We start from the raw sequence: 25371 nt of genomic DNA, 5'->3' as shown, positions 1-25371 counted from the left end.
CAGAAAAGACCGACCGGAATGCGCCTATGTGACTGTCACATTGCCGTGAGAAGTCGTGTTTTCGTCACATGCATGCTGCGGAATATAGTGCGATCGCCTGGCCCGTTTGATCACCGTAACGATGACCGCCGCGAGTGCCAGCACCGCGGGAACGAGCAGATTCGGGCCGGCGAGAACCAACAATCCGATGGTGAGAACGACAGAGATCGCCGCCAGCCACCACCCCAGCGAATAGCGGGCGAGCAGACGCACCGCGGCGATCATGCCGAGCGCGTAGATCGAGACCATCGCGCTGGTGTGAATCAGGATGAACGGGGTCAGGTCGAGGTCGCGCCAGATCATGATCGCGAAATAGCAGCTCGTGAGTGCGGCGACCACCGCCAACGCCCGCCGCGGAATTCCCCCGGCTTCCACACCGCTCGCGATCCAGCGCGGCAGGTCGCCGTCGCGACCGAGCGAGGCGCCGAGCTTGCCGAACGCGCTGAGGTAGACGTTGAGCACACCGAGCGCCACGATCGCGGAGATCACCGCCACGAAGATGGGCCCGATTCCCGGGGCGCCCGTGGCGACCAGGTCAAGCAGCGGGACCGGCCCGCTTGCCGCCGATTCACCGAGCACGGCGACGGTGACGTATTGCAGCGCCAAGTAGGACACCCCGACCACGACCAGGGCGATCCCCGTGGCGATCGGGATGACCCGGCGCGGGTTCTTGAATTCGCCGGCGATATGGGTGCCGACCTCCCAGCCGGCGAACGCCCAGACGAACAGGCTGATCGCGGTGCCGACTCCGCCCCAGCCGTGCGGTAGAAACGGTTCGAAGTTGGTCGGATTCGCCGCGGGCAGCGCCACCGCGACGACCCCGATCACGATGAAGAGTAGGGCGCCGGTCAGCACGAGCTGAACGATGCCGGAGACCCGCAGGCCGAAATAGTTGGCGACGAATGGCGGAACCAGAATCGCCGCTGCGACCCAGACCACTGCCGAGCGATCGGCGCCGACGATCGCGACGACATACTCGGCGCCGAGCATCGCCACCACTGGCGCACCCACCCCGACCCCGAAGAAAAACCAGTAGCCGGCCATCCGTGCCCAGGTCTGCCCGAGTGCGCGGCGCACATAACTGGCGACGCCGCCCGCATCGGGATAGCGGGAGGCGAGCGCGGCGAACGTTCCGGCGAGCGGGATCGAGAGTAGAAAGACGGCGAACACCGCGACCATTGACGCGGGTCCCGCCGCGCTGGCAGCGAGGCCCGGCAGCACGAGAATCCCGGTGCCGAGCACGGCGGCGATGTAGAGGGCCGTGCCCTGCAGGAGGCCGAGGCTGCCGTGATGGCTGGCCCCGACATCCGTCGGAGAAGAAACGGATGGCGTGGAGCGGGAGGTCGAAACGGTCACTGGTCAATCATGGCGGGTGCCCACCCCACGTGAAATGGCAGAGCTGACACCCTTCGACAAGAAACTGCCAATGGCCTCCGCTGGTCGAGCTTGTCGAGACCCCGCATGCCGAACCTCAAACGTGACCCACGCTCAGAGAGCGCGTCCCGAGGTCTCGACACGCTCGACCACCGATCCGGCCCGACTCCCAGAGGGTCGAGCACTCCCGAAGCGCGACTACTTCTTCGGCAACGCCCGGTCCAGGTCGTGAATCAGGTCGGCGACATCCTCGATGCCCACCGAGAGACGCACAATGTTGTCGGGCACCTCCAGCGCGGTGCCGCGCACCGAGGCGTGGGTCATCTCCGACGGGTAGTTCACGAGTGATTCCACGCCACCGAGCGACTCGGCGAGCTGGAACAGCCGGGTCTTCTCCGCGAACCGCCGCGCGGCCTTCGCCCCGCCGACGAACGCGAGCGACAGCATCCCGCCGAAGCCGCTCATCTGCTTCGCCGCGAGCGCGTGCCCGGGGTGCCCCGGCAACCCGGGGTAGTAGACGGCTTCGAGCGCCGGATGTCCCACCAGGTGTTCGGCGATGGCCTGCGCGTTGCTGCAATGGCGATCCATCCGCACCGACAGCGTCTTGATGCCGCGAACCGTCAGCCAGGCGTCGAGCGGAGCCGACACCGGACCGGCGGCGAACTGCAGAAACTGCGCCTTTTCGGCGAGCGCGTCGTCGTTGATGATCAGCGCGCCGCCGAGCACATCGGAGTGCCCGCCCAGATATTTGGTGGTCGAATGCACCACGACATCGGCACCGTGCAGCAGCGGCCGCTGCAGCGCCGGCGACGCAAAGGTGTTGTCGACGACCACGATGAGACCGGCACGATGACCGATCTCGGCCAACTCGGCGATGTCGCTGATCTTCATGAGCGGGTTGCTCGGGGTCTCGATCCAGAGCATCTTCGTTTCGCCGGGAATGATCGCTTTCTCGACCGCGCGCAGGTCGGACATGTCGACGACCGTGTTGCGGATGCCCCAGGGACCGTGCACGCGCTCGATCAGCCGGTGGGTTCCCCCGTAGACGTCGTTGCCCATCACGATGTGATCGCCCGGACTCAGCGCTGCACGCAGCAGAGTGTCTTCGGCAGCCAGTCCGCTGGCGAATGACAGGCCGTGCTTGCCGCCCTCGAGCGCGGCGAGCAGGGTCTGCAGCGAATCACGCGTGGGGTTGCCGCCGCGGCTGTATTCGTAGCCGCCGCGCAGTTCGCCGATGCTCTTCTGCACGAAGGTGCTGGTCTGGTAGATCGGCGGGATGACCGCGCCCGTGGTCGGGTCGAACTCCTGCCCGGCATGAATGGCGACGGTGTTGAAGTGCTGCTTCCTGGCCATGGTGAGTCTGTTCCTTTGTTCTTACGAGTCTTGCGAGTTCTACGCGTGTTCGGCGATGAGAAGTCTCAGCGCGATTCAGGCGCTGAGGTAGTTGAGCAGGTCGTGCCGGGTGACGACGCCGAGCGGCTTGCCCCCGTCGGTCACCAGCAGCGCGTCGTGCTTGGCGAATGCGGCACGCGCCGACGCGACGGGTTCGTTCACGCCGATCAGCGGCAGGGGGACGCCGAGGAAATCACCGACCCGATCGGCCAGCTTCGCTGTGCCCTCAAAGACGAGGTCCATCAACGCGCGCTCATCGAGCGCCCCGACGACTTCGCCCATCACCACCGGTGGCTTGGCGTTCAGCACCAGCAGTTGCGACACATTCGCGCTCGTCATCGTCTCGAGCGCATCGTGCACGGTGTCGCTCGGGTGCACGTAGACGAACGCCGGCAGTGCGCCCGTTTTCGCCGAGAGCAGGTTGCCGACCGTGTGACCGCTCGGCGCATTGCTGAATCCGTAGCTGCGCATCCAGCCGTCGTTGAAGATCTTTCCGAGGTAGCCGCGACCACCGTCGGGCAGCAGCACGACGACGGTGTCACTCGCGGTCAGCTTCTCGGCCGCGCGGAGGGCCGCGACCACCGCCATCCCGCTGGAACCGCCGACCAGGATTCCTTCTTCGAGGGCAAGCCGGCGGGTCATCGCGAAGGAGTCGGCGTCGGAGACGGCGATGATCTCGTGCACGACCGAGGGGTCGTAGGCGGCCGGCCAGAAGTCTTCGCCGACGCCTTCGACGAGGTACGGCCGACCGGTGCCGCCCGAGTAGACCGAGCCTTCCGGATCGGCGCCGATGATGGTGACCGTGTCGCCGGACACCTCGCGCAGGTAGCGTCCGGTTCCGGAGATGGTGCCGCCGGTGCCGACGCCGGCCACGAAATGAGTGACGGTGCCGTCGGTGTCACGCCAGATTTCAGGACCGGTCGTCTCGTAGTGGCTGAGCGGCCCGTTCGGGTTGGCGTACTGGTTGGGTTTGAACGCGCCCGGAATTTCGCGAACGAGCCGGTCGGAGACGCTGTAGTACGACTCCGGGTCGTCGGGGGCCACGGATGTCGGGGTCACGACGATCTTCGCGCCATACGCGGTGAGCACATTGCGTTTGTCTTCGCCGACCTTGTCGGGCAGCACGAAGACGCAGTTGTAGCCGCGCTGTTGGGCGACGAGCGCGAGACCCACACCGGTGTTGCCGGAGGTGGGTTCGACGATGGTTCCGCCGGGCAACAGCAGCCCGTCGCGCTCGGCGGCGTCGATGATGCGGGTGGCGATGCGGTCTTTCGACGAACCGCCGGGGTTCAAATACTCAAGCTTCACCAGAATCGTGGCGGCGATGCCATCGGTGACTGAGTTGAGTTTGACCAGCGGAGTGTCGCCGATCAGATCAAGAATCGTCTGGGCAATCTTCATGGAAGGTCCTTCGTTGACTGTCGCGCTCGACGGGGCCCGGCTCTGCGTGCAAGCGGCGAGACGGCGACGATGGGTCGTGCAGGATGTGCGGGGTCGGCTAGCGACAGCGACAACAGGGAGACAACGTCTGGGCGAACACGACTCCATGCTAGTGCGCGCACCTGCTCAGAATCACCTCATGACGTAACTCTGACCGCACGACCGGCGACTGTGAAGAACCTGTGAGACAGGCCGTGTGGGAAGCACTGCAGGGGTTCCATACGTTCGTATTGTTGAAGGACAACCACGAGAGGCCTCTAATGACCCCCGCGCCACAGTCAGGCTCACAGCTTGATCCCCAGAATTTGACCGTCAAGCAACAGCGTCAGGTGCAGCGAGACAAGAAGCTCGAAGCATTCCGCAAGGAGCAGAAGCGCACGGCGCGCAACCGCAAAATCGGAATCTCAATCGCGATCGTTGCGTCTGTTGCAGTGGTCGGTTTGGTTGTCGCCTCCGTGGTCCTGACGCCGCAGCGGGCTAGCTACGAGGCCGACACCGCCGGCAGTGGCGCGAAGATCGACGGCGTGAAGACATTTGAGAATGGCGCCGGTCACGTCGAGACCGCGGTCACCTATCCGCAGACTCCCCCGGCCGGCGGCGAACACAACCCGATGTGGTTGAACTGTGGCGTCTACACCGAGCCGGTCCCCAACGAAAACGCCGTGCACTCCCTGGAGCACGGTGCTGTCTGGGTCACCTACGACCCGTCGATCAGCGAGTCGGAACTCTCTGCACTGAAGCTCAAGATTCCCACGACGTATGCCGTGCTGTCGCCCTTCGAAGACATCCCCGCCCCCATCGTCCTGAGCGCCTGGAACGCGCAGCTCACGGTCGACAAGGCCGATGACCCGCGCATCGCGAAGTTCTTCGAGGAGTACTGGAAGAGCCCGAACGTTCCGGAACCCGGTTCGGCCTGCACCGGTGCGTTCGACGCCCCCGGAAAGGTCAGCTAGCCGTTGGCAGTGACTCCCCCCGCGACGATTCCCGCTGACACAGACGACTCCGACGCGCTCGACGACGCTGAGGAGACATCCGCCGAGATGTCCGCCGAGATGTCCGCCGAGACGCCGCCGCGTCGGTTCAGCCGTGCCGCGGTGCTTGTCGCGGCTCTGCTTGTTCTCGCCGTGGTCGCCGTCGGCGCCTTCGCGGTCGGGCGCCTGAGCACGCTCGACAATCCCACGCCGAGCGCTAACAGCGCCGAGGCCGGATTCGCACGTGACATGCAGACCCACCACATTCAGGGAGTCGAATTGTCGATGATCGTTCGCGATCTCACCGACGATCCCGCCGTGCGCCTGCTCGCCTACGACATCGCCACGACCCAGGGCCAGCAGTCCGGCCAGCTCTACGGCTGGCTCACCGAATGGCAGCTCTCCCAGCTGGGCAGCGAACCGTCGATGACCTGGATGACACGCCCCGGCCGATCCGATACCGGTCACGAGCACGCGTCAGCCCATGTGCCCGGCGCTCCGATGCCGGGACTCGCGACGGATGCTCAGATCAAGGAGCTGAAGGCCGCCTCGGGTGTTGAAGCCGAACGTATCTTTCTCACCCTGATGATCGCGCACCACCAGGGCGCGATCGAGATGGCCGAAGCGGTGCTCGATCGGGCCGACAACACCTCGGTGCTGGGCTTTGCGAACTCCGTCATGCTCAGTCAGGCGTCAGAGATCAAGCTGATGCAGGACATGTTGGCCGAGCGGGCCTAGCTCGCTCGCGCGGGCGGCACCTGCCGTCGCGCGGGTCGGGCGCCGCCACGCGGGCTGAACTCAGCGCGCGCCGCGGCTTTCGACCCGCGCACTGCCCAATCCGGCTCATCCCAGATCCGATCGATGCCAGATCCGAACAATCCCCGATCCGACCGATGCCCGATCCGATCACGGGCGGTTCAATCGACGGCCGGCACCACCGAGGCGCCCTGCTCGGAGTAGAGCCGCGCATACACGCCGTTCTGCGCCAGCAGCTCGGAATGACGCCCCCGCTCGACGATCTTTCCGCCGTCGACGACGAAGATCACGTCCGCCGACACAATCGTCGACAGCCGATGCGCAATCGCGATCGTCGTGCGCCCGCGCGACGCCGTGTCGAGTGCGGCCTGCACGACGCGCTCGGAGATCGAGTCGAGTGCGCTCGTCGCCTCATCGAGAATGAGCACTTCCGGGTCTTTGAGCAGCACCCGCGCGATCGCGATGCGCTGCTTCTCCCCTCCGGAGAGCCGGTAACCGCGTTCCCCGACGAGCGTGTCGTAGCGATCGGGGAAGGAGGCGATCGTGTCGTGGATGTTCGCGGCACGTGCCGCCGCCTCGAGTTCGGCGTCGCTCGCATCCGGCTTGGCGTAGCGCAGGTTCTCGGCGATGGTCGCGTGGAAGAGATAGGTTTCCTGGCTGACGATGCCGATATGGGAGACGAGCGACTTCTGCTCCAGCTCGCGCACGTCGATGCCGGAGAACAGCACCCGGCCGGCCGTCGCCTCGTAGAACCGCGGGATCAGGTAGGACACGGTGGTCTTGCCGGCGCCCGACGGGCCGACGAACGCCGCGAATTCTCCGGGCTCGATGCTGAACGAAACGGCGTCGAGCGTGGGCCGGGAGTCGGGGCCGGCATCGGGGTAGGTGAAGGTGACGGCGTCGAACTCGACCTTGCCCTTTGCCTCGCTCCGCGCCGGAACCGGGCGGGCATCCGGAGCGTCGACGATCGCGGGTTTCAGGTCAAGGTACTCGAAGATCCGCGCGAACAGTGCACCGGATGTCTGCAGATCGAGCGCGACGCGCATCAGCCCCAGCAACGGGAACATCAGCCGGGCCTGCACCGTGGTGAACGCCACGATGGTGCCGGCGGTGACATCCGTTGCCCCGTTCTGAATCAGCAGGCCCGAGACCAGATAGACGATCGCCGGGATGCTCGACAAGAAGATGCTGACCATGGCGAAGAACCATTGGCCGCTCATCTGCTGGCGCACCTGCAGGTGAATCTGGTTGTTGTTCTCGTCGGAGTAGCGGCCGATCTCGGTCTGCTGGCGGGTGAAGCTCTTGGCCAAGAGGATGCCGGACACGCTCAGCGTCTCCTGCGTGATCGCGGTCATGTCTGAGAGCGATTCCTGCGTCTGGGTGGCGATGCGAGCGCGCACCTGCCCGACGCGGCGCTGCGCGATCACAAGGATCGGCATCAGGATGACGGCCACGATCGTGAGCTGCCAGTTGAGCAGCAGCATCGCAACGAACGCGGCGATCACGGTGACGGTGTTGCCGAGCACGCTGGAGATGGTGTTGGTCAGCACGCTGGCGACCCCGCCGACGTCGTTCTGCAGCCGGGACTGGATCACCCCCGTCTTGGTCTTCGTGAAGAAGCTCAGTTCCATCGCCTGGAGGTGGGTGAACAGCCGCACCCGCAGGGCACCCATCACCTGGTTGCCGACGGTCGCGGTCAGCCAGGTCTGCCAGACGCCGAGCAGCGCTCCGACAATGTAGACGCCGAGCATGATGCCGACGAGCGTGCCGAGAACCTGCATGTTGGGCGTGCCGCTCGGCGGAAAAAGTCCGTCGTCGAATGCCCGCTGAGTCAGCAGCGGCGGTACGACCGAGAGTGCCGCGCCGACCAGCACGAGCACGATCGTGACGGCGAGCGCGACCTTGTGCGGGGCGAAGAGGGTCGAGATGCGGCCAAGCAGATGCGGGATGCGCGGGGCCTGCGCGTTCGCCTCCCGCTGTGCCTTGACGTCGCCGCCGCTGATCCGGCCGCCGCCGCCACCGCCGCCGCCTGTGCCGCCGCCTGCTCGTCGCCCGCCGCCACCGCCACCGCCATGCATTCCGCTCATACGATCACCCTAGGTCGGGTTGCTCGCACTATCCTCACTGACCGTGGCTCCTGGCTCACTTTGCGCACGTTGCTCGTCGGATTCGTGCCGCTGAGCTCTTCCCGCACCCACCCCCGAAAGCCCGCACCCACCCCATCCAAAAGTAGGAGTGGAGGTGTGTCGCACCTGCTTTTCGGGCCAAACCCGCGCTGAGGGAGTGGCCGACACACCTCCGCTCCTTCCTTTGGCTCTCGCCAGGGATGCTTCGCGGCCCTCCACAGGCGAGGGAATCGAGTGAGTGTCCATATTCTGCGCATCGCGGCGGCGGCCCCACCTCGAGGGCGCAATTGTTCAACCATGATTTCAGTGACGACAGCACTCAACGACCATCACGGAGTCGCCCCTCGACGCGAACTCCTCGCCGCCGGCGTCAGCCGCAACCAGGTGACCTCCGCGGTTCATCTCGGCCTGATCGTTCGGGTGCGACAGGGTTGGTACGCATTGCCCGGCCTGGACACAGACGTGATCAGGGCAGTCAGGGTCGGTGGACGCCTGGCCTGCGTCTCCGCCGCACGCCACTATGGCTGGGCAGTCGGCGAGAATGTCGGTCTCCACGTCTGCGTGTCGACCCACACTTCGAAACTTCACTCACCCGACGAACCAACAGAACGGATGTCTGCCCACGCATCCCCCGGAGTCACCCTCCATTGGGAGAACGAGCAACGTCTGGAAGCAGCACACCCGGTCACCTCCCGGCGCGACACAGTCCTCCAGCTGGCGACCTGCCAAAGCCCCGAGCTTGCCGTCGCCGCGTACGACTCATTTCTCCACGTCGATCCGGTGGGCAGTGCACAGCTTCCTGACTGGCTCGCCGAGCTTCCCCGGCACATCCTCGACCAGTTCGAATCGTGCAGCGCGCTCTGCGAGAGTTTTCTCGAAAGCATCGGTCGGATCCGGCTCGCGGGTGACGGCATCCGTGGTGAGCATCAAGTGCGCTTTGCGGGTGTTGGTCGGGTCGATCTCCTGGTTGACGGATGGCTGGTCATCGAATGGGACGGTCTGGAACACCACGACAATGGTCCCGCCCACGACGAGGATTGCCGTCGTGATGCAGTGCTCGCGACGCTTGGCTATCGCACACTTCGATTCACCTATTCGATGGTGATGTATGAGTGGCACCTCGTCATCGCGGCAATCCGCGCGACGCTCGCAGGTGGTCGTCCCGCGCGCTGATAACCGTTCCGGGGCCCAGCCAGTGCCCCGCAAACCCGCCCCGGTCTCCAGCTCCCGTTCCGCTTGCCCGCTTCCCGTCCCGCACCAAAATTAGGAGCGGAGGTGTGTCGCAGCCGTTTTCTGGCCCGAAAACGCGCGGCTCGCCGCTCCGCTCCTAATTTTGGACCCGACCGCACGGCCAATAGCAGACAGCCGGCCGGCGCACTACCCCTTCGTCGAACCCGCGAGCAAGCCCCGCACGAAGAAACGCTGCAGCGCGAAGAACACCAGAAGCGGCACCAGGATCGAGATAAACGCTCCCGCCGTGAGCAGGTGCCAATCCTGGCCCCGGCTTCCGGTGATCTCTGCCAGCAGCTTCGTCATCGGCGCCACCGCGCCATCGGCGAAGATCAGCGCCACCAGCAGGTCGTTCCAGACCCACAGAAACTGGAAGATGGCGAACGACGCCAACGCCGGCATCGTCAACGGCAGGATGATCCGGAAGAAGATCTGACCATGCCCGGCGCCATCCACTTTCGCCGCTTCGATGACCTCCGACGGAATCTCCGACACGAAGTTGTACAGCAAGAAGATGGCGAGCGGGAGCGCGAACATAGTGTGCGCAATCCACACCTGCGCATAGCCGCCGCCGGCGTTCAGCGCTGACACAACCGGGAAACCGAAGATCGTTCCCTTCGAGAACAGCTGCAACAGCGGCACCAGCGCCATCTGCAGCGGCACGATCTGCAGCGCGAACACCGCGATGAACAGGATGTTCTTGCCACGAAAATCGATCCACGCAAACGCGTAGGCGGCCAGGCTCGCAATGATCAGCGGCAGGATGGTGGCGGGGAGGGTGATCGCGATCGAGTTGATGAACGCCCCGGCCAGGTTCAGCTGACTGTTTCCGGCGGCGAGCACCTCCGAATAGTTGTCGAGCGTGAAACCCCAGTTGGAGAACATCGTCCACCAGCCGGTGGTGCGCACCTCCTGCGCCGGGCGGAATGAGGAGACGAAGAGGCCAAAGGTCGGCACCGTCCACAACACGGCGATCAGGAGCGCCGCAATCGTGGCGCCGCGACTGGTCAGGCGCCGCTTCACGCGTTTGGCCGCGCCGCCCTCCGACTTTCTCTCTCCCCGACGGAGCTGCTCCTCAAGCTCGGGCTCGACCGGCAACTCGATCGGCAGGATCGCGCTCATCGGATCTCCCTCTGCTTCTTAATCTGTCTGGCGTTGTAGACGACGATCGGCATCACCAGCAGAAACAGCACGACAGCGAAGGCCGCCGAACGGCCCTGCTCGAAGTTCTTGAACTGGGTGTACATCTCGTTGGCGATGACACTGGTGTTGTTGGCGCCGGCCGTCATGGTGCGCACAATGTCGAACACCTTCAGCGAGGCGATCGAGATCGTCGTCAGCACCACGATGAGTGAACCGCGGATGCCGGGAACGATCACATTGACGAACCTCTGCCACGGGCTGGTTCCGTCCAGCTCCGCCGCCTCGAGTTGTTCGGTCGGGACGCCCTTGATCGCCGCCGAGAGTACGACCATGGCGAACCCGGTCTGAACCCAGATCAGCACGACGATCAGGAACAACGTGTTCCAGGGTTCCACCGCCAAGAAGTCGACCGGCGTTCCGCCCAGCCACACGACGATCTGGTTGAGCAATCCGATCTGGTTCTGGTCGGCCGGCCGGGCCGTGTAGACGAAGCGCCAAATAATGGATGCGCCGACGAACGAGATCGCCATCGGCATGAACACCAGGATCTTGAAGTACTTCTCGCCGCGGCTCTTGTCGATGAACATGGCGTAAGCCAGACCGGCGATCGTTGAGACCAGCGGAGCGATCAGAACCCAAACAATGGTGTTTCCGACGGTGCGAACCGCCTCGGGCTGGGTGAACACCCAGACGAAATTGTCGAAGCCGATGAACTCAGTGCCCCGCGAATTCTGAAAGGCCTGCACGGTGGTTTGAAGTGTCGGAATCACCAAACCGATCGTCAACAGCAGGATGGCCGGCGAGAGAAAACCCACCAGCTGGAAGAGATAACCAGCCCCCTTTCGCGACCGGTAATCGAGGATGAAGAACAGCCCCCCGAGTACCGCGGCGATGATGACTGCCCAGTCGTAGGAGCCGACCAGGATGAGAATCAGAGCCGGTGCGGCGATGCACACGGCCAACCGGATGCCGGTGTAGAGTTTGCCGCTGCGCGGAGCGATCTCGACGAAGAAGAGGATCGCCGCGACGACGAGCACGAACGTCAGGATGATGATGGGCACCTGCACGAGCGGCGGCATGTGCCCGAGCCAAGCGAAGAATTCTGACATGGACACCTCTCGAGAGCAGACTTCACGTCTGCGAATCAGCAGTCAAACGCCGGCAGCGACTCCGTCTACCGGGTACAACCGTGGGCCGTTTTCACAAAGTGAAACCGGCCCACGGCTGAGAGTTCCGAAAATTCGGTGAAACTACTAGCTCGACGGCCAGCCGGCTTCGATGCTGGTGAGCACCTCACCGGTCGGTGCGCCGTTGACCCAGTTGACCATTCCCTTCCAGAACGTGCCGGCCCCGACCGCGCCCGGCATCAGGTCTGACGCGTCGAAGCGGAACGTCGTTTTCGGGTCCTGCAGAATCGTGATGGCCTGCTGCAGAATCGGGCTCTTCGCGTTCGCCGGGTCGAGACCCTTGTTGGCGCTGATCACACCGCCGAGTGCAACCCGGCTGTTCGCCCAGTCTGCACTCGAGAGGTAGGCCTGCACCTTCTGCGTGTCGGCGTCGTCAGCGAATGCACCAACGATTTCGCCGCCACCGGTCACGGCCGAGGCGCCGGCTTCCTGGCCAGGCGTGATGAATGCCCAGACGTCGCCGTCGGGGCCGACGGTGCCGCCGGCATCCGTGATGAAGCCGTCGAAGAAGGATGCCTGGTGCGTCATTGCGCAGGTACCGTCTGAGATCGGAGTGGCCACATCGCCGAACGCGGTGCTGTTGATCGAGGCGACATCGCCGAATCCGGCGTTGACATAGCTCGGGTTGAGCAGCAGCTCACCAACGGAATCGAAAGCGCTGGCGATTGCCGGATCGGTGAACGGAACCTCGTTCTTCACCCACTTGTCATAGGTCTCCGCGCCGGACTGGCGCAGCACGAGGTCTTCGACCCAGTCGGTGCCCGGCCACCCGGTGGCGTCGCCCGAACCGAAGCCGGCGCACCAGGGTGCCTTACCGGTCTTCTCTTGGATGGTCTTGGTGACGGCGAGCAGCTCGTCCCAGGTCGTCGGAACTTCGACGCCCCAGTCAGTGAAGTTCTTCGGTGAGTACCAGATGAAGCCCTTGACGCTGGCCATCAGCGGGGCTCCGTAGAAGGTGTCGTCGACGGTGCCGTACGCCTTCCAGTCCGGCGACCAACCTGAGTCGGTGTTCGCCTCGACCTCGGCGGGCGCCGGCTTCAGGTATCCGCGCGTCGCCAGATCGGCCATCAGACCCGGCTGCGGGAAGATTGCGAGATCGGGAGCGTTACCGCCCTGAGCCCTGATTGCGATCTGAGCCTCGAACTCTTTCGACGACTCGTACTTGATGTTGATGTTGTTGTCTTTTTCCCATTGCGCCCACGACTCTTCAAGCAGCTCTGCTTCAGTGTCGGCGATGGTGCCATAGACGGTGACTTCTCCGTCACCCGCTGCGCCCGACGAGTCGGTCCCTGCTCCCGGTCCGTTTCCGCAGCCGGTGAGCGCGAGCCCGATGACGGCCGCGACGGCGGTGGGGATAGTGAATCTGCGGAATTGTTTCACGCTCATTCGGTTCCTCCTCATTGAGTGTCTGAAAGCGCTCTCACGCGGCTCCGAAGCCATGGTAAGCGCTTGCAAGGCCCAACTTAGGGGGGCAAGAGAAGCGCGGGCAAGCAATGGGCCGCGATTGAATGCTCTGATGCCGAATCGTTACATCGTCTCGGGCACTCGGCGATGCGGCCACCCGGCGATGCAGCCACGCTCGAAGGGCACTCCCCGCGCCCGTCAGCGCTGGGAACCAGCGAGCAACGCCGTCACGAAATAGCGCTGGAAGGCGAAGAACACGATCAGCGGAATGATCATCGAGAGAAACGCGCCGGCCGAGAGCACATCCACATTCGCCCCGAACTGACGCAGCTGGCCTTGAATCGCCACGGTCACCGGTTGCGACGACGCATTGGTGAAGATCAGGGCCACGAGCAGGTCGTTCCAGACCCAGAGAAACTGGAAGATGCCGAGCGACGCGATCGCGGGCATCCCGAGCGGCAGGATGATGCGGGTGAAGATGCGCCACTCGCTCGCGCCGTCGAGGCGCGCGGCCTCCATCAACTCCCCCGGCACCTGCGTGAAGAAGTTGCGCAGCAAGAAGATCGCAAAAGGCAACCCGAACGCCACGTGAAAGATCACCACGCCGGCGATGGAGCCGAACAATCCGACGGTCCCATAGAGTCTGGCGATCGGAATCAGCGCGATCTGCACGGGCACCGCCAGCATCACGATCACGGCGATCAGCAGCCAGTCACGGCCCGGAAAGTCGATCCAGGCGAACGCGTAGCCGGCCAACGACCCGATGGTGATCACCAGCAGCGTCGCCGGCAGCGTGATGGCGATGGTGTTGACGAACGAACCGACGAACTGAGAGTTGTTGAGCAGATCTGAGTAGTTGTTGAAGGTGAGCTGAGCCGGCGCGGAGAGCACCGTCCACCATCCGGTCTGGCTGTTGTCCGTGCTGTTGCGGAGCGACGAGATGAACAGCCCGACCGTCGGCACCAGCCAGAAGATCGCGATGATCGCGAGAACCAGGTTGACGACGGCATGACCGAAGAAGGCGACGATCCGGGCACCGACGCTGCGTTTTCCCGTGACCGGTCGCCCGACTTCGGCGGAGGCATCCGTGGTGAGGACTGACTCGAGTGGAACGGTCATCGTTCCCGCTCCATCCTGAATCGCCGCACATTGATGATCATGAAGGGCAGCACCAGAATCAGCAGCAGCACCGAGAGCGCGCTACCGAGCCCTTGATTATTGCCGCCACCGAACGACACCGTCCACATTTGAACTGCGATCACCGTGGCAGCCGGCAGCGATGACGGCGGAGGGATGACATAAACCAAGTCAAAGATCTTGAGCACGTTGACGATCAGGGTGATGAACACGACGACCAGCACCGGTGAGAGCAACGGCGCAGTGATTCGCCGGAACACCTGCCATTCATTGGCGCCATCAATGCGCGCCGCATCTTGCAGCGAACGGTCCATCGTCGACAAGCCGGATGCGATCATCACCATGGCGAAGCCCGCCCAGATCCAGATGTAGCTGAGAATCACGACCGCAGTGACCAGGGTCGGTCCGAGCCAGGACACTCCTTGATAGGGAGCACTGAAGTTGCTGGCCGGGAGCACCATCGAATACGAACCCGATGCCAGCCCGGTGATCAGATAGGTTCCGTCATTGGCCGTATGGGCGGTGCCGAGTACCTTTCCCGACACGTCTTGAGCGACGACCTCGATCCCTGGCATGCCCTTCTTGCCGTCACCGAGCTGACCGGGGGTGCCCAGTCCGCCCTTCACGAAGTCGAGCCACACTGTTCCGCCAATGGCGTCGTCGGCGGGTGTCGGTGCCGCGACGGCGGTCGTCGCCGAATCCGGAAGGGTGTCTGGAGCGACTCCGATCAGGGCGAAGTCCTGCATCGAGCCGGCGCTGACCGCCTCGTTGGCGAAGACGGCGCCGCCCCTGACCGTTGTGCCCGTGCCCTCGCGAGGGCGAGCGTTCGGGTAGGCGGCCCCGCCACCGAAAGCCTGCTGCACGCCGACGAGCGCAGCGTTCACGGAGCCCAGCTGCGGGTTCTCCTGAAATGTGGTTCGAAAGATGACCCCGGCGGCGACCATCGAGATGGCCATCGGCATGAACACGATCAGTTTGAATGCGATCGACCATTTGATGCGTTCCATCAGCACCGCGAAGATCAGACCAAGGATCGTCACGGTGACGGGAACCACCGCGACCCAGATGACGTTGTTCCGAATCGCGGTGAAGGTCGCCGGATCGGTGAACATTTCGACATAGTTGCCCAGGCCGAGAAAGCTGGTGCCCGCCGCGTCGTAGAGCGACCGCCAGAGCGAGTAGATCACTGGATAGGCCACCAACGCCCCGAGCAGCACGAGCGCCGGCGCGAGAAACAAGCCGGCCGCCCACATCCGTCGCCGCTTTGCGGCGGCACTGTGGTTTCGTTGCGGGTGGTCTCCTGCCCCACCCGCAACCGTTCCCACACCGGCCGAGGTCGTCATGACCGCTCCTAGCCCGCTGGTCGATTATTGTGCATACGCAGCGGCGGCAGCGTCTTCAAGCTTCTGCTGCGTGCCGGCAATATCTGACGGGTTGTTGAAGAAATCGATCAGGATCTGCCACTCACCGGCGCCCTTTGTTCCGCCGAACGCGCTTGGTGACAGGTCAGACATATCGAAGCGGAAGACATCCGCGTTCACCAATGCTTCGGCGATCTGCTTGCTTGTCGCGTCGGGGTAGGCCGACAAGTCGACCTTCTTGTTCGGCGAGGTGAATCCGCCCGCCTTCACCCAGATCGTCGCGGCTTCGGGTGTGGCCAGGTACTGCATCAACGCCGCAGCTCCCTTATTGTCTTTCAGCTGCACCGCGACGTTTCCACCGCCGACGACTGACGACGGCGAGTTGTCGATCGAGGGGAAGTCGTAGAACTTTGCGTTCTCCCCCACCACCGACTTGGTGTCGCTCGTGATGTTCCCGGCGACGAAGTCTCCTTCGTAGACGGTGCCGGCCGCCGGCGGCGTTCCGAACACCGCGATGACCGAATCACCGAAGGTGCGCTGTGCAGTGCCGGGTTGCACCAGAACCGTGCTCGACCAGAGGTTGGCAAGCACCGTCAGTGCCTTGGTCACCGAAGGATCGGTCCACGGAATTTCATGCGCCGCCAGCTTGTCGTACATCTCGCCGCCAGCAGTGCGCAGGTACACATTCTCAAACCAGTCGGTCAACGGCCAGCCGGCATCCGCACCGATGGAGAGCCCGTAGACACCGGAGGTGGAGACCAGACCCAACTGGGTGAGGAAGTCGTCCCAGGTCTTTGGCACTTGCGCTCCTGCGGCGTCATAGACGTCGGTGTTGTACCAGACGGTCGACTTGTTGGCGCCCTTGAACCAGACTCCGTAGTCCTTGCCGCCTGAGGTTGCCAGGGTGATCCAATCGGGCGAGTAGTTGGCCTCAACGATCGACTGCGTCGCCGAATCGAGTGGGATGAGGCTTCCCGCCTTGGCGAGGGAGTCCAAGAGACCGGGCTGCGGAATCACCGCAACGTCTGGCGGGTCACCGCCCTCGACCTTGGTGTTCAGCGTGGTGGCCACATCGGAGCCGTAGCTCGTGTAGTTGACCTTGGCGCCGGTTTCGCTTTCGAACTGCGCGAGAACCTTCTCGAAGTTGGTCTGTTCAGACCCCGACCAGTCGGCAGCCACATTCAAGGTCACCCCCGACAGATCGGCCGTCGCGCCCTCTGTCGTCGACGACGTGGTGCCGCCCGACGTGCAGCCGACGAGCGCGAATGCCGCGACAGCGAGGATCGCGGTCGGAGCGATGAATCGGTGTTGGCGCATGAAGCTCATTGCCTTCTCCTCAACCTGAGCGAGTCGACCGTTCGGGCCGACATGCAACCATGTGCTGGCTGCAGATCAAAGCGCAGCCCAGAGGGTCAGAAGAAAGATCGGATGCCTGAGGGCAGGCGTTTCGTCGGCCAATGTAGGCGCGCCAGCCGCCCCCGGCAAGGGTGTTGGACCGATCTGGCGCCCGAATCGTTATCGGGCCGAGCGGCTAGCTGTCGCCCGCCCCGATCGCTTCGGCTTCGGCGAGTGCGTCGACCTCGAAACCGTCGGCGCGACGGAGCCGGCCCCGCCCGATCACCACGATCAGGGCTGCGATGAGCACGGATGCGGCCGCCGCGTAGAACGGCGCGGCCGGAGTGAGCGCGACGGCCAACAACGTCGCCGCCGGCGGCGCGATTGCCCCACCGAGAAAGCGCACCCCCGAGTAGGCCGACGACGCCACGGTGCGCGGCAGATCCGTCGCCTCCATCACGCACTCGGTGAGCACGGTGTTCAGAATTCCGAGCAGCATGCCGCCGACGATGACGCACCCGATCAAACCGACCTCTGAGTCGATCAGCAGGGCGGCGGCCACGAGGTCGAGCGCGAGGAGGGGCAGCACGGTGGCGAGCACCCGGGTGCGCGGCATCCGCTTGGTGAGCAGCGGCGCCACCCAGACCGAGGTGATCGCCAGCGAGAGACCCCAGCCGAAGAAGATGAATCCGAGGGTGATGGCGCTTGACAGGCCCAACGGGATGAGCGCGAACGGCGTGTAGGCGAGCAGCACGAAGAAGCCGATGTTGTAGAAGAGTGCGGCGGAGGCCAACACGCCGAGTGCCGGATTGGCGAGCGCGCGGAACGGCGCCGACAGCCGAGTCGGGGTGGGCGCGACCGTTTCTTTCTTCAGGAGAACGACGATGGCGATGAAACCGATTGCCATCAGGGTGGCGGTGCCGAAGAACGGGCCACGCCAGCTGATGCTGCCGAGCAGCCCGCCGACGAGTGGACCGATCGCGATTCCGAGGCCGAGCGCCGCCTCATAGAGAATGATGGCCGACGACGTGCCGCCGGACGCCGCCCCGACGATGGTCGCCAGCGCCGTCGAGATGAACAGTGCGTTGCCGAGCCCCCAGCCGGCGCGGAAGCCGATGATCGACTCGACATCCTGCGAGAAACCGGCGGCGAGCGCGAACACCACGATGAGCGCCAGGCCGATCAGCAGCGTGCGCTTGGCTCCGATGCGGGTCGAGAGCCAGCTGGTGAAGAACATCGCGATGCCGGTGATGACGAGATAGCTCGTGAAGAGCATCTCGGTTTCGGTGGGGGTGGCCTGCAGATCATGGGCGATGGCCGGCAGAATCGGGTCGACGAGGCCGATTCCCATGAACGCGATCACGCAGGCGAAGGCGACTGCCCAGACCGCCCGCGGTTGGTGGAGGATGCTGGGCGCCTTCGCCGGGACCGTCGTCGACACGGCGGTCATGACCGTGCGTCCGCGTCGTCTGAGATTCCTGCGGATGCTGCTTTGTCGATGTGTCCTGCCTTGTCGACGGCGTCAACACGAGCCGCCACGATCTCGACCGCACGCCGAAGTGTCGCGACTTCGTCTGCATCCAGGTCGCCGAAGAGCGGCATCAGTGCGGTGGTGAGTTCGTCCCGCCAGGCCATCAGCGCCGCGAAGCCCGCGTCACTGACCTCGATCAGGCTCGCGCGGGCATCCGTCGGATCGGGCCGACGGCTCACCCAGCCGCGCTCGTCGAGAGTGGTGACCAGGTTCGTGGCCGTCGGCTGCGAGACCCGGCTGTTCTCGGCCAGCGCACCGAGCCGCATCGGCCCGCTGCTACGCAACACACTGAGCGTTCGCCACAGCGCCGGTGATTCCGTGCCGCCCGCCGCGCGCGCCGCCACGCGGGTGAGACGGTGGTTGACCACGACGAGATCGCCGAGTACCTGATGCAGATCGGATTCCATACTTCGATTATACATAGGATGCCTATGCAATATTGGCAACACTTCATGAGGATCACCATTTGGTTTCCTCAAGGAAGTTGGGCCCGCGTGGAATTGTGGCCTCGAATATCGGTGTTGCGGCGCAGCAGGATTCAGTCGGCTCGCGGCTGCGCGCCCATGCTCGCAAAGGCAAACTGCACCAGGTAGTCGTTGAGATCGCGTGACGCGGCCTGGGCGGCATCCTCATCGGCGTCCAGAATTGCGCTGAGCAGCGCGCCGTGAAGTCGGGCGCCGATCGCGATCTCTTTCGATTCGTCCGAGATGTGAGCGAACCAAAACCTTCGGGATAGTCCTTGGAGGGGCAGCATCGCATCGGTCAAGAAGTCGTTGTTGGCAGCTGCCACAATCAAGCCGTGTGTCGCTTTGACCGTGTCGGCATACTCGTGCATCGTGAAGGTCTCGGTGGCGAGGCGCTGGGTCAGATCAGCCATTGCCGCCCGGTGCTCCGGGCGTGCCCGTTGGCAGGCCAGCTGCACGGCAAGTGCCTCAAGTACGCGGCGCAGCTCGAGCAATCGCAGCTGCGCCTCCGCGGAGGTGGCAGGAATGAGCACCCCTTGATTGGGGTGGATCTGCACCATCCTGTCTCGAGAGAGCCGTTGAAGGGCCTCGCGCACCGGAGTTCTGCCGAAGCCGGTGCGCTCAGTGAGCATTGACTCCGAGACGAGCGATCCCGGCTCGAGCTCCTGAAAGACGATCATTTTCTCGATCGCCTGATACGCCTGTTCTGATTTGCCTTGAATCGCCATTGCCCACCTTCCAGCCGTGCAATCTTTACATACCTTCATTAATATGTTACCAATATATCGGCTGCATAACGGTGTGTGGTCAGTGAATCCATCGGAGTGCAGCCATGACAATGCCCCGCCAGATCGAGCAGCGCTCGATCGACTACATCCCTGAGTCAGAGAGACACGGCAATCCGCGAAGCCTCTTCTTCGTTTGGTTCGCTGCGAATACCTCGATCACGGCGGTCGTCACGGGTGCGCTCTTTGTAATCCTCGGAAACTCTGCACTCTGGGCGATCCCGGCAATCATCATCGGCAACATCCTGGGCGGTTTTGTCACCTCGCTCCACTCGGCGCAGGGGCCGAAGCTCGGTGTTCCGCAGATGATTCAGAGTCGGGCACAGTTCGGGTACTACGGGGCGATCCTGCCGCTCGTTCTCGCGCTGATGATCTACCTCGGGTTCTATGCCACTGGCCTGGTGCTCGGCGGCCAAGCCATTGGGGATCTCTTCCACGTGTCGACCCAGTTCGGTGCGGCCATCTTTGCGCTGCTTTCGACGGCGCTGGCGATTTTCGGGTATCGCTACATTCACCGATTCTCGAAGTTCGCCGCAGTGCTCAGCGGTGTGGTCTTCATCGTTCTCTTGCTGAGCGCGCTGACGACACCGGATGCTTCGCAACTAATTCGAGGCACCGACTTTGCGATGGCGCCGTTTGTACTCGGGATCTCGCTCGCGGCATCCTGGCAGCTGACCTTCGGCCCGTATATCGCCGACTATTCGCGGTATCTGCCCCGGGCTACTTCGCAGAAGGCGATTATGGGCTGGACCTTCGCAGGCAGCGTGCTCGGCGGGTCTCTAGCGATGATCGTGGGAGCCGTAGCGGCGGCGGTCGGCGGCCCAAGCTTCAGTGGCAACCAGGTGGGCTACCTCGCCACGCTCGGGGGTCAGCTCGGATGGCTCGTTCTGCTCGCCGTCATTTGCGGCAAGCTCACCGGGGACACTCTGAGCGCCTATGGCGGGTTCATGTCGATGGCCACCATCGTGACGTCGCTGACCAATCGCCCGCTGGTCGGTCTGCGAGCGCGCACCATCTACATCGTGCTGATCTCCGCGGCCGCACTCGCCATCGCACTGGCGGCGAGCGACAACTTCCTTTCCTCGTTCACGAACTTCCTTCTCTTTCTTCTCTATTTCATGACCCCGTGGTCGGCGATCAACCTTGTCGACTTCTACCTCGTGCGCCGCGAAAAGTACAACGTTGAAGCGCTGTTCCGAGCTGACGGCGAGTACGGGCGGGTGAACGCCGTGGCATTCATCGCCTACTTCGCCGGAGTGCTGATTCAGGTGCCGTTCATGAACAGCCCGCTCTACGTCGGTCCGATCGCGAACTGGCTCGGTGGAGCCGAGGTGGCTTGGATCATCGGCCTCCTCGTGTCGGGGGCGATTTATTGGGCGTTCGCGCCCGCCCGGCTGGCCCGTGGTGGCCCAGCGCTACTCCCGTCCGACAAGGCGCGCGCCAGCTAAGAGTTTCCCTGCTGTCGGGCGCGCGGCCTGCCTGGGTGCGCGCCCCCAACATCCACACCATCGAACTGGAGTCATGAAGTGAAGTACGACCCGAACACTCAGAAGAGTCCGCTGCCTTACTCGCCGTTCAAGAGTCTGACTGTGCCCCGGCCGATCGGCTGGCTGTCGAGTACCAGCGTCGATGGCGTCGACAACATCGCCCCATACAGCCAGTGGCAAAACCTGACATTTGACCCGCCGATGGTGATGTTCGCGGCCAATCAGTACCCCGACGGTCGTCGCAAAGACACGGTCATCAACGCCGAACAGACGGGCTGGTTTGTCTGGAATATGGCGACCTGGGACCTCAGGAATGCGGTCAACATCAGTGCCATGGCCCTGCCGGCCGGTGAGAACGAGTTCGACAGAATGAATGTCACGACACGACGCGCCGACCTGTCGGACACGCCAATGGTCGCAGAGAGCCCGTTCCATTTCGAATGCAAGTACCTCTCGACCCACCGGCTGTCGGGCAACTCGACGGTCGGTGGGATCGACGTGGTCTATGCCACCGTCGAGCGCATCCATATCGACGAGAACTCGGTGACCGCTGATGGTCGAATTGACATCGCGAAGGTGCGCCCGATCGCCCGGATGGGATACCACGACTACACGGTTGTCAGCGAGACGTTCGAGATGCATGTGCCAGGTGCGGATGACGACGCGTCGGCCGGCTTGGCCGGCCAGCCCGGTTAGACCTCGCTCTCTCAGACCGGGCTTCGGCCCGCTGCCCGGTGGGTGTCAATTTCTCACCAGGCTAAACAGTGTTGGCAACACCTATTGCAGCAACGTTCCGCCGCTCGAAGACGAGCTAACCCGAGGAGTCCAAGTGACACGACCAGCAGATGTGATTTTTGTAGATGGATGGGTCTTCACTGCCCGATCAGAATTTCCTGAACGCCAGGCGGTCGCTGTGACCGGCGAGCGCATCAGTGCAATTGGCTCAGATATCGAAATCCTCGCTCTCGCCGACGAGAACACAGAGGTCGTCAACCTTGACGGTGCACTCGTGATCCCCAGCTTTCAGGATGCCCACAACCACCCGGTCAGTGCCGGCATCGAATTGCTCCAGTGCGATCTGACAAATACTGAAACAGCCGAGGAATCCCTCGGAAGGGTAGCCGCGTATGCCGCATCGCATCCCGATGTCGAATGGATTCTCGGCGCTGGCTGGTCGATGGATCAATTCCCGGGAGGCACCCCCACTCGCCAAGCCCTCGACGTGATCGTGCCCGACCGCCCGGTACTCCTGACCAATCGCGACCACCACGGCATGTGGGCAAATACCCGTGCGTTTGAGCTCGCGGGCATTGACGCAACCACGCCCGATCCCGATGGCGGCCGTCTCGAGCGGGAAAGCGACGGCTACCCGGCCGGCACCGTTCACGAGTATGCAATGGACCTGTTCGAGGAGGCTCGTCCGCCGATTAGCGCGGAGCTTGCTTATGCAGGCCTACTTCGCGCCCAAGAAGAAATGTTTCGCCTCGGGGTGACCGGGTGGCAGGACGCCCATATTGGAGAGCTGTTCGGCTCGCCTGACACCGTCGAGAGCTACCGACGCGCGGTCGAGGAAGGAACGCTCCGCATGCAGGTGGTTGGAGCGCAGTGGTGGGAGAAGAGCCAAGGCATCGAGCAGGTGCAGGCGTTCATCGAACTCCGCGCACAAGTTGCAGACGAATCGCCCAATGCGCAGTTTGTCGTCAACACGATCAAGATCATGGTTGACGGGGTTGCCGAGAATTTCACCGCGGCGATGAATGCGCCCTACCTAGACGAACACGGACACCGCACCGACAACTCGGGTTTCTCCTACATGGACCCCGAGCTCCTCAAGACCTACGTCACCGCGCTCGACGCGGCCGGATTCCAGGTGCACTTTCACGCGCTCGGAGACCGCGCCGTGCAGGAGACTCTCGACGCGGTGGAAGCTGCTCGCGAGGCCAACGGCCCGAGCGCGAATCGTCACCATCTCGCGCACCTCCAACTCGTCGCAGATGCCGATATGCACCGGTTCGCTGAACTCGATGTCGCTGCAAACATGCAGATGCTGTGGGCGTGCCACGAGCCTCAGATGGATGATCTTGCCTTGCCGTTCATGCCCTCTGATGCAGAATCGCGCACCTTCCCCTTCGGCGAACTTCACACCCTGGGCACTCGACTCGTCGCAGGAAGCGACTGGCCGGTATCGAGCGCAGACCCGATCGCGGCAATCCATATCGCGGTGAACCGGGCTTCCCCGCATGGCCCACAGGAACCGTTGGGAGGGGACGTCCAGAAACTCGACCTCGCCACCGCACTCACCGCCTACACGGCAGGAAGCGCCTACGCGAACCACCGCGACCACGACACCGGCGCCCTCGCCGCCGGCTACCTAGCCAACCTGGTCGTGCTTCACCCGAACCCTTTCGAACTCGCGCCGACCGACATCCACACCACGACGGTCCAATCAACCTGGGTGCGAGGCGAACAGGTTTATGCCGCAGCCAGCGCCCGGACCCACTAGTCAAGGAGAACTCATGTCACTCACACAGCAGCAGCTCCCCACTCATCGAAAGATCCGCTCCCACCGGCGTCGTATCCCCCGCGCCACTGCAGTCCTGACCGTGGCCGTGGTGACCACCCTGACATTTGCAGCATGTACTCCTGCCACGACGCCTCCGCCCAAGGCCGTAGATTTTGAGCTGACCGCGGCCACGCCAGCGGCAACCACACAGATCGATTCCTTCACCTGGTCGATCTACGCCGAACCGTCAACCCTTGACTACGCCCGCGCCTTTGACTACCCCGACAATCAGGTGCTCAGCAACGTGTGCGAGTCGCTTCTTCGCTGGAACGCCGACCTCAGTGTTTCACCCGGGCTCGCCGAAAAATGGGAGAACCCCACACCGACGACGTGGGTGTACACGATCCGGCCGGGAGTGACCTTCCACGACGGCTCCCCTCTGACTGCCGCCGATGTCGTGGCATCACTCAACCGGCATCTCGACCCCGAAGTCGGCTCGCCCTGGTCTGGCACGTTCAAGAATGTGCTGTCGATCGAGCAAACCGGTGACCTGCAGGTCACGGTGACGACGAGCGTGCACGACTCACAGTTCAATCTCGCCATGGCGTCCGGTCCCGGCACAGTGGAGTCGGCCGCGACTCTCGCCGCCGACGGCGCCGACTACGGAAATGCGAAAACGGGTGTCAATTGCACCGGCCCCTTCTCGTTCGCAAAATGGGATTCGGGGTCGAGCATCACCCTTGACCGATATGACGCCTATTGGGATAAAGACCTCCTCGCGAAATCAGCGCACGTCGAGTTCGTCTTCCTCTCAGACCCCAACGCGCGCATCAACGCATTCAACTCCGGCGAAGTTGACGGCGGCTGGATGGTCCCGACCAATGCGGTCGAGTCACTCGCAGCGTCGAAAACTGGAAAGTTCTATTTCGGCGTCAACTCGTCGGTGACCAGTGAAGTCGTCAGCGACCTGACCGGGCCGCTCGGCGACGTTCGTGTGCGCAAAGCGATGATGATGGCGATCGACCGCAATGGCCTGGTCGCCGCGGCCGAACACGGCTATGCGACGCCAACGACCGCGCTCACCAACCGCTCAGTCTGGAGCGGATCCGGTCAAACAGCGACCGATCAAGCGTTCGACGGGTTGAACCCCTATCCCCTCGATCTCACAGCCGCGAAGAAGCTTGTCACCGACGCGGGAGCGACCGGCAAAGAGATCGTGATCGCGACCGCTTCGGTTTCTGCCGGCGAGACAGTGATCGCACAGGCAGTTGCTGCCGCTGCAACGTCGATCGGCCTCAAACCGACGATCAATACGCTCTCGAACGACAAATACTCGACGTTGTTCACCGATGCGGATGCCCGCAAGGGAATCGACATGTTCCTGGTGTTCTGGAACCTGTCAAAGGCTGATCCACTTGAAATGTTCTCTATCCTGCAAACTGACGACTACAGCAACTATGGCGGATGGTCGAATCCCGAGTTTGACGACATCGTCACGCACGCAATTAGCGTCGCAGACCCTGCCGAGCGAGCAGTAGAGTCCGCCAAAGCACAGCACATCGTCAATGAAGAGCTGCCCTGGCTGCCCTTGTTCACTTCGCCGACGACACTGTGGCTGAGCTCTCGGATCACCGGGGTCGCGCCGTCGGTCAACTACCTCTACTATCCGTGGGCCGCCACAATCGGCGGCAAGTAGTCAACGGCGC

The 25371-nt window shown here is 63.6% G+C and carries 20 protein-coding genes; 7 read left to right on the top strand and 13 right to left on the bottom strand.

Features of this window, described 5'->3' with window-relative positions; all coding sequences use genetic code 11:
• Nucleotides 1-24: 24 nt before the first annotated feature.
• The 3 genes from AB4Y63_RS16105 to AB4Y63_RS16095 form a co-directional block, all read right to left on the bottom strand.
• Nucleotides 25-1395: an APC family permease gene (locus AB4Y63_RS16105; protein ID WP_441792081.1), complete on the bottom strand. Its 1371-nt coding sequence runs from the start codon at nucleotides 1393-1395 to the stop codon at nucleotides 25-27.
• Between the two features lie 216 nt (nucleotides 1396-1611).
• Nucleotides 1612-2766, bottom strand: coding sequence for a cystathionine gamma-synthase (locus AB4Y63_RS16100; RefSeq protein WP_441792080.1), 1155 nt, complete (start codon nucleotides 2764-2766; stop codon nucleotides 1612-1614).
• Nucleotides 2767-2841: 75 nt separating this feature from the next.
• Entirely contained in the window at nucleotides 2842-4206 is a 1365-nt protein-coding gene (locus AB4Y63_RS16095) for a cystathionine beta-synthase (protein ID WP_441792079.1), read from the bottom strand.
• A 299-nt stretch (nucleotides 4207-4505) separates the two neighbouring features.
• Here AB4Y63_RS16095 and AB4Y63_RS16090 point away from each other — a divergent pair, with 299 nt between their 5' ends.
• Nucleotides 4506-5198, top strand: coding sequence for a DUF3105 domain-containing protein (locus AB4Y63_RS16090; protein WP_441792078.1), 693 nt, complete (start codon nucleotides 4506-4508; stop codon nucleotides 5196-5198).
• 9 nt (nucleotides 5199-5207) lie between these two features.
• Nucleotides 5208-5954, top strand: a complete 747-nt coding sequence (locus AB4Y63_RS16085) for a DUF305 domain-containing protein (protein ID WP_441792077.1) — start codon at nucleotides 5208-5210, stop codon at nucleotides 5952-5954.
• Nucleotides 5955-6133: 179 nt separating this feature from the next.
• Here AB4Y63_RS16085 and AB4Y63_RS16080 read toward each other — a convergent pair whose 3' ends face one another.
• Nucleotides 6134-8050, bottom strand: a complete 1917-nt coding sequence (locus tag AB4Y63_RS16080; RefSeq protein WP_441792146.1) for an ABC transporter ATP-binding protein — start codon at nucleotides 8048-8050, stop codon at nucleotides 6134-6136.
• Nucleotides 8051-8404: 354 nt separating this feature from the next.
• On the opposite strand from AB4Y63_RS16080, the gene AB4Y63_RS16075 reads away from it, so the two are divergent.
• A complete protein-coding gene (locus tag AB4Y63_RS16075) occupies nucleotides 8405-9271 on the top strand; it encodes a DUF559 domain-containing protein (protein ID WP_441792076.1) in 867 nt (288 codons plus the stop codon).
• A 204-nt stretch (nucleotides 9272-9475) separates the two neighbouring features.
• Here the strand turns inward: AB4Y63_RS16075 and AB4Y63_RS16070 are convergent, their stop codons facing one another.
• The 9 genes from AB4Y63_RS16070 to AB4Y63_RS16030 form a co-directional block, all read right to left on the bottom strand.
• A complete protein-coding gene (locus tag AB4Y63_RS16070; RefSeq protein WP_441792075.1) occupies nucleotides 9476-10450 on the bottom strand; it encodes a carbohydrate ABC transporter permease in 975 nt (324 codons plus the stop codon).
• Nucleotides 10447-11580, bottom strand: a complete 1134-nt coding sequence (locus AB4Y63_RS16065; RefSeq protein WP_441792074.1) for a carbohydrate ABC transporter permease — start codon at nucleotides 11578-11580, stop codon at nucleotides 10447-10449. The genes AB4Y63_RS16070 and AB4Y63_RS16065 overlap by 4 nt, the downstream gene beginning before the upstream one ends.
• A gap of 144 nt (nucleotides 11581-11724) precedes the next feature.
• Nucleotides 11725-13044, bottom strand: a complete 1320-nt coding sequence (locus tag AB4Y63_RS16060; RefSeq protein WP_441792073.1) for an ABC transporter substrate-binding protein — start codon at nucleotides 13042-13044, stop codon at nucleotides 11725-11727.
• A gap of 216 nt (nucleotides 13045-13260) precedes the next feature.
• Nucleotides 13261-14181, bottom strand: coding sequence for a carbohydrate ABC transporter permease (locus AB4Y63_RS16055; RefSeq protein WP_441792072.1), 921 nt, complete (start codon nucleotides 14179-14181; stop codon nucleotides 13261-13263).
• Complete coding sequence (locus AB4Y63_RS16050) at nucleotides 14178-15542, bottom strand: ABC transporter permease subunit (protein WP_441792071.1); 1365 nt, start codon at nucleotides 15540-15542, stop codon at nucleotides 14178-14180. Before AB4Y63_RS16050 ends, AB4Y63_RS16055 begins: the two co-directional genes overlap by 4 nt.
• A 24-nt stretch (nucleotides 15543-15566) precedes the next feature.
• Nucleotides 15567-16886, bottom strand: coding sequence for an ABC transporter substrate-binding protein (locus AB4Y63_RS16045; RefSeq protein WP_441792070.1), 1320 nt, complete (start codon nucleotides 16884-16886; stop codon nucleotides 15567-15569).
• 205 nt (nucleotides 16887-17091) lie between these two features.
• A complete protein-coding gene (locus AB4Y63_RS16040) occupies nucleotides 17092-18345 on the bottom strand; it encodes an MFS transporter (protein ID WP_441792069.1) in 1254 nt (417 codons plus the stop codon).
• Nucleotides 18342-18833 (bottom strand): MarR family winged helix-turn-helix transcriptional regulator, encoded by a 492-nt coding sequence (locus AB4Y63_RS16035; protein WP_441792068.1) that lies wholly within the window; start codon nucleotides 18831-18833, stop codon nucleotides 18342-18344. Before AB4Y63_RS16035 ends, AB4Y63_RS16040 begins: the two co-directional genes overlap by 4 nt.
• Nucleotides 18834-18964: 131 nt before the next feature.
• Nucleotides 18965-19618, bottom strand: coding sequence for a GntR family transcriptional regulator (locus AB4Y63_RS16030; protein WP_441792067.1), 654 nt, complete (start codon nucleotides 19616-19618; stop codon nucleotides 18965-18967).
• A 104-nt stretch (nucleotides 19619-19722) separates the two neighbouring features.
• Between AB4Y63_RS16030 and AB4Y63_RS16025 the strand changes: the two genes are divergently transcribed.
• The 4 genes from AB4Y63_RS16025 (at nucleotide 19723) to AB4Y63_RS16010 (ending at nucleotide 25361) form a co-directional block, all read left to right on the top strand.
• Nucleotides 19723-21123: a purine-cytosine permease family protein gene (locus AB4Y63_RS16025; protein ID WP_441792066.1), complete on the top strand. Its 1401-nt coding sequence runs from the start codon at nucleotides 19723-19725 to the stop codon at nucleotides 21121-21123.
• Between the two features lie 78 nt (nucleotides 21124-21201).
• Nucleotides 21202-21858, top strand: a complete 657-nt coding sequence (locus AB4Y63_RS16020) for a flavin reductase family protein (RefSeq protein WP_441792065.1) — start codon at nucleotides 21202-21204, stop codon at nucleotides 21856-21858.
• Nucleotides 21859-22075: 217 nt separating this feature from the next.
• On the top strand, nucleotides 22076-23665 hold the full coding sequence (locus AB4Y63_RS16015) for an amidohydrolase (RefSeq protein ID WP_441792064.1): 1590 nt from the start codon (nucleotides 22076-22078) through the stop codon (nucleotides 23663-23665).
• A 13-nt stretch (nucleotides 23666-23678) separates the two neighbouring features.
• On the top strand, nucleotides 23679-25361 hold the full coding sequence (locus AB4Y63_RS16010; protein ID WP_441792063.1) for an ABC transporter substrate-binding protein: 1683 nt from the start codon (nucleotides 23679-23681) through the stop codon (nucleotides 25359-25361).
• Nucleotides 25362-25371 lie beyond the last annotated feature (10 nt).

Origin of the sequence: Leifsonia sp. YAF41, assembly GCF_052113185.1 — a bacterium.
GTDB lineage: Bacteria > Actinomycetota > Actinomycetes > Actinomycetales > Microbacteriaceae > Cryobacterium.
Note: the sequence above shows the minus strand (reverse complement) of the source record. Positions and strands in the feature narration are given on the sequence as shown.

Coding starts and splice junctions, on each gene's coding strand:
- AB4Y63_RS16030 (WP_441792067.1), bottom strand. CDS start 19,618: ATGGCGATTCAAGGCAAATCAGAACAGGCGTATCAGGCGATCGAGAAA.
- AB4Y63_RS16025 (WP_441792066.1), top strand. CDS start 19,723: ATGACAATGCCCCGCCAGATCGAGCAGCGCTCGATCGACTACATCCCT.
- AB4Y63_RS16010 (WP_441792063.1), top strand. CDS start 23,679: ATGTCACTCACACAGCAGCAGCTCCCCACTCATCGAAAGATCCGCTCC.
- AB4Y63_RS16095 (WP_441792079.1), bottom strand. CDS start 4,206: ATGAAGATTGCCCAGACGATTCTTGATCTGATCGGCGACACTCCGCTG.
- AB4Y63_RS16040 (WP_441792069.1), bottom strand. CDS start 18,345: ATGACCGCCGTGTCGACGACGGTCCCGGCGAAGGCGCCCAGCATCCTC.
- AB4Y63_RS16060 (WP_441792073.1), bottom strand. CDS start 13,044: ATGAGCGTGAAACAATTCCGCAGATTCACTATCCCCACCGCCGTCGCG.
- AB4Y63_RS16080 (WP_441792146.1), bottom strand. CDS start 8,050: ATGCATGGCGGTGGCGGTGGCGGCGGGCGACGAGCAGGCGGCGGCACA.
- AB4Y63_RS16055 (WP_441792072.1), bottom strand. CDS start 14,181: ATGACCGTTCCACTCGAGTCAGTCCTCACCACGGATGCCTCCGCCGAA.
- AB4Y63_RS16100 (WP_441792080.1), bottom strand. CDS start 2,766: ATGGCCAGGAAGCAGCACTTCAACACCGTCGCCATTCATGCCGGGCAG.
- AB4Y63_RS16035 (WP_441792068.1), bottom strand. CDS start 18,833: ATGGAATCCGATCTGCATCAGGTACTCGGCGATCTCGTCGTGGTCAAC.
- AB4Y63_RS16070 (WP_441792075.1), bottom strand. CDS start 10,450: ATGAGCGCGATCCTGCCGATCGAGTTGCCGGTCGAGCCCGAGCTTGAG.
- AB4Y63_RS16045 (WP_441792070.1), bottom strand. CDS start 16,886: ATGAGCTTCATGCGCCAACACCGATTCATCGCTCCGACCGCGATCCTC.
- AB4Y63_RS16050 (WP_441792071.1), bottom strand. CDS start 15,542: ATGACGACCTCGGCCGGTGTGGGAACGGTTGCGGGTGGGGCAGGAGAC.
- AB4Y63_RS16090 (WP_441792078.1), top strand. CDS start 4,506: ATGACCCCCGCGCCACAGTCAGGCTCACAGCTTGATCCCCAGAATTTG.
- AB4Y63_RS16065 (WP_441792074.1), bottom strand. CDS start 11,580: ATGTCAGAATTCTTCGCTTGGCTCGGGCACATGCCGCCGCTCGTGCAG.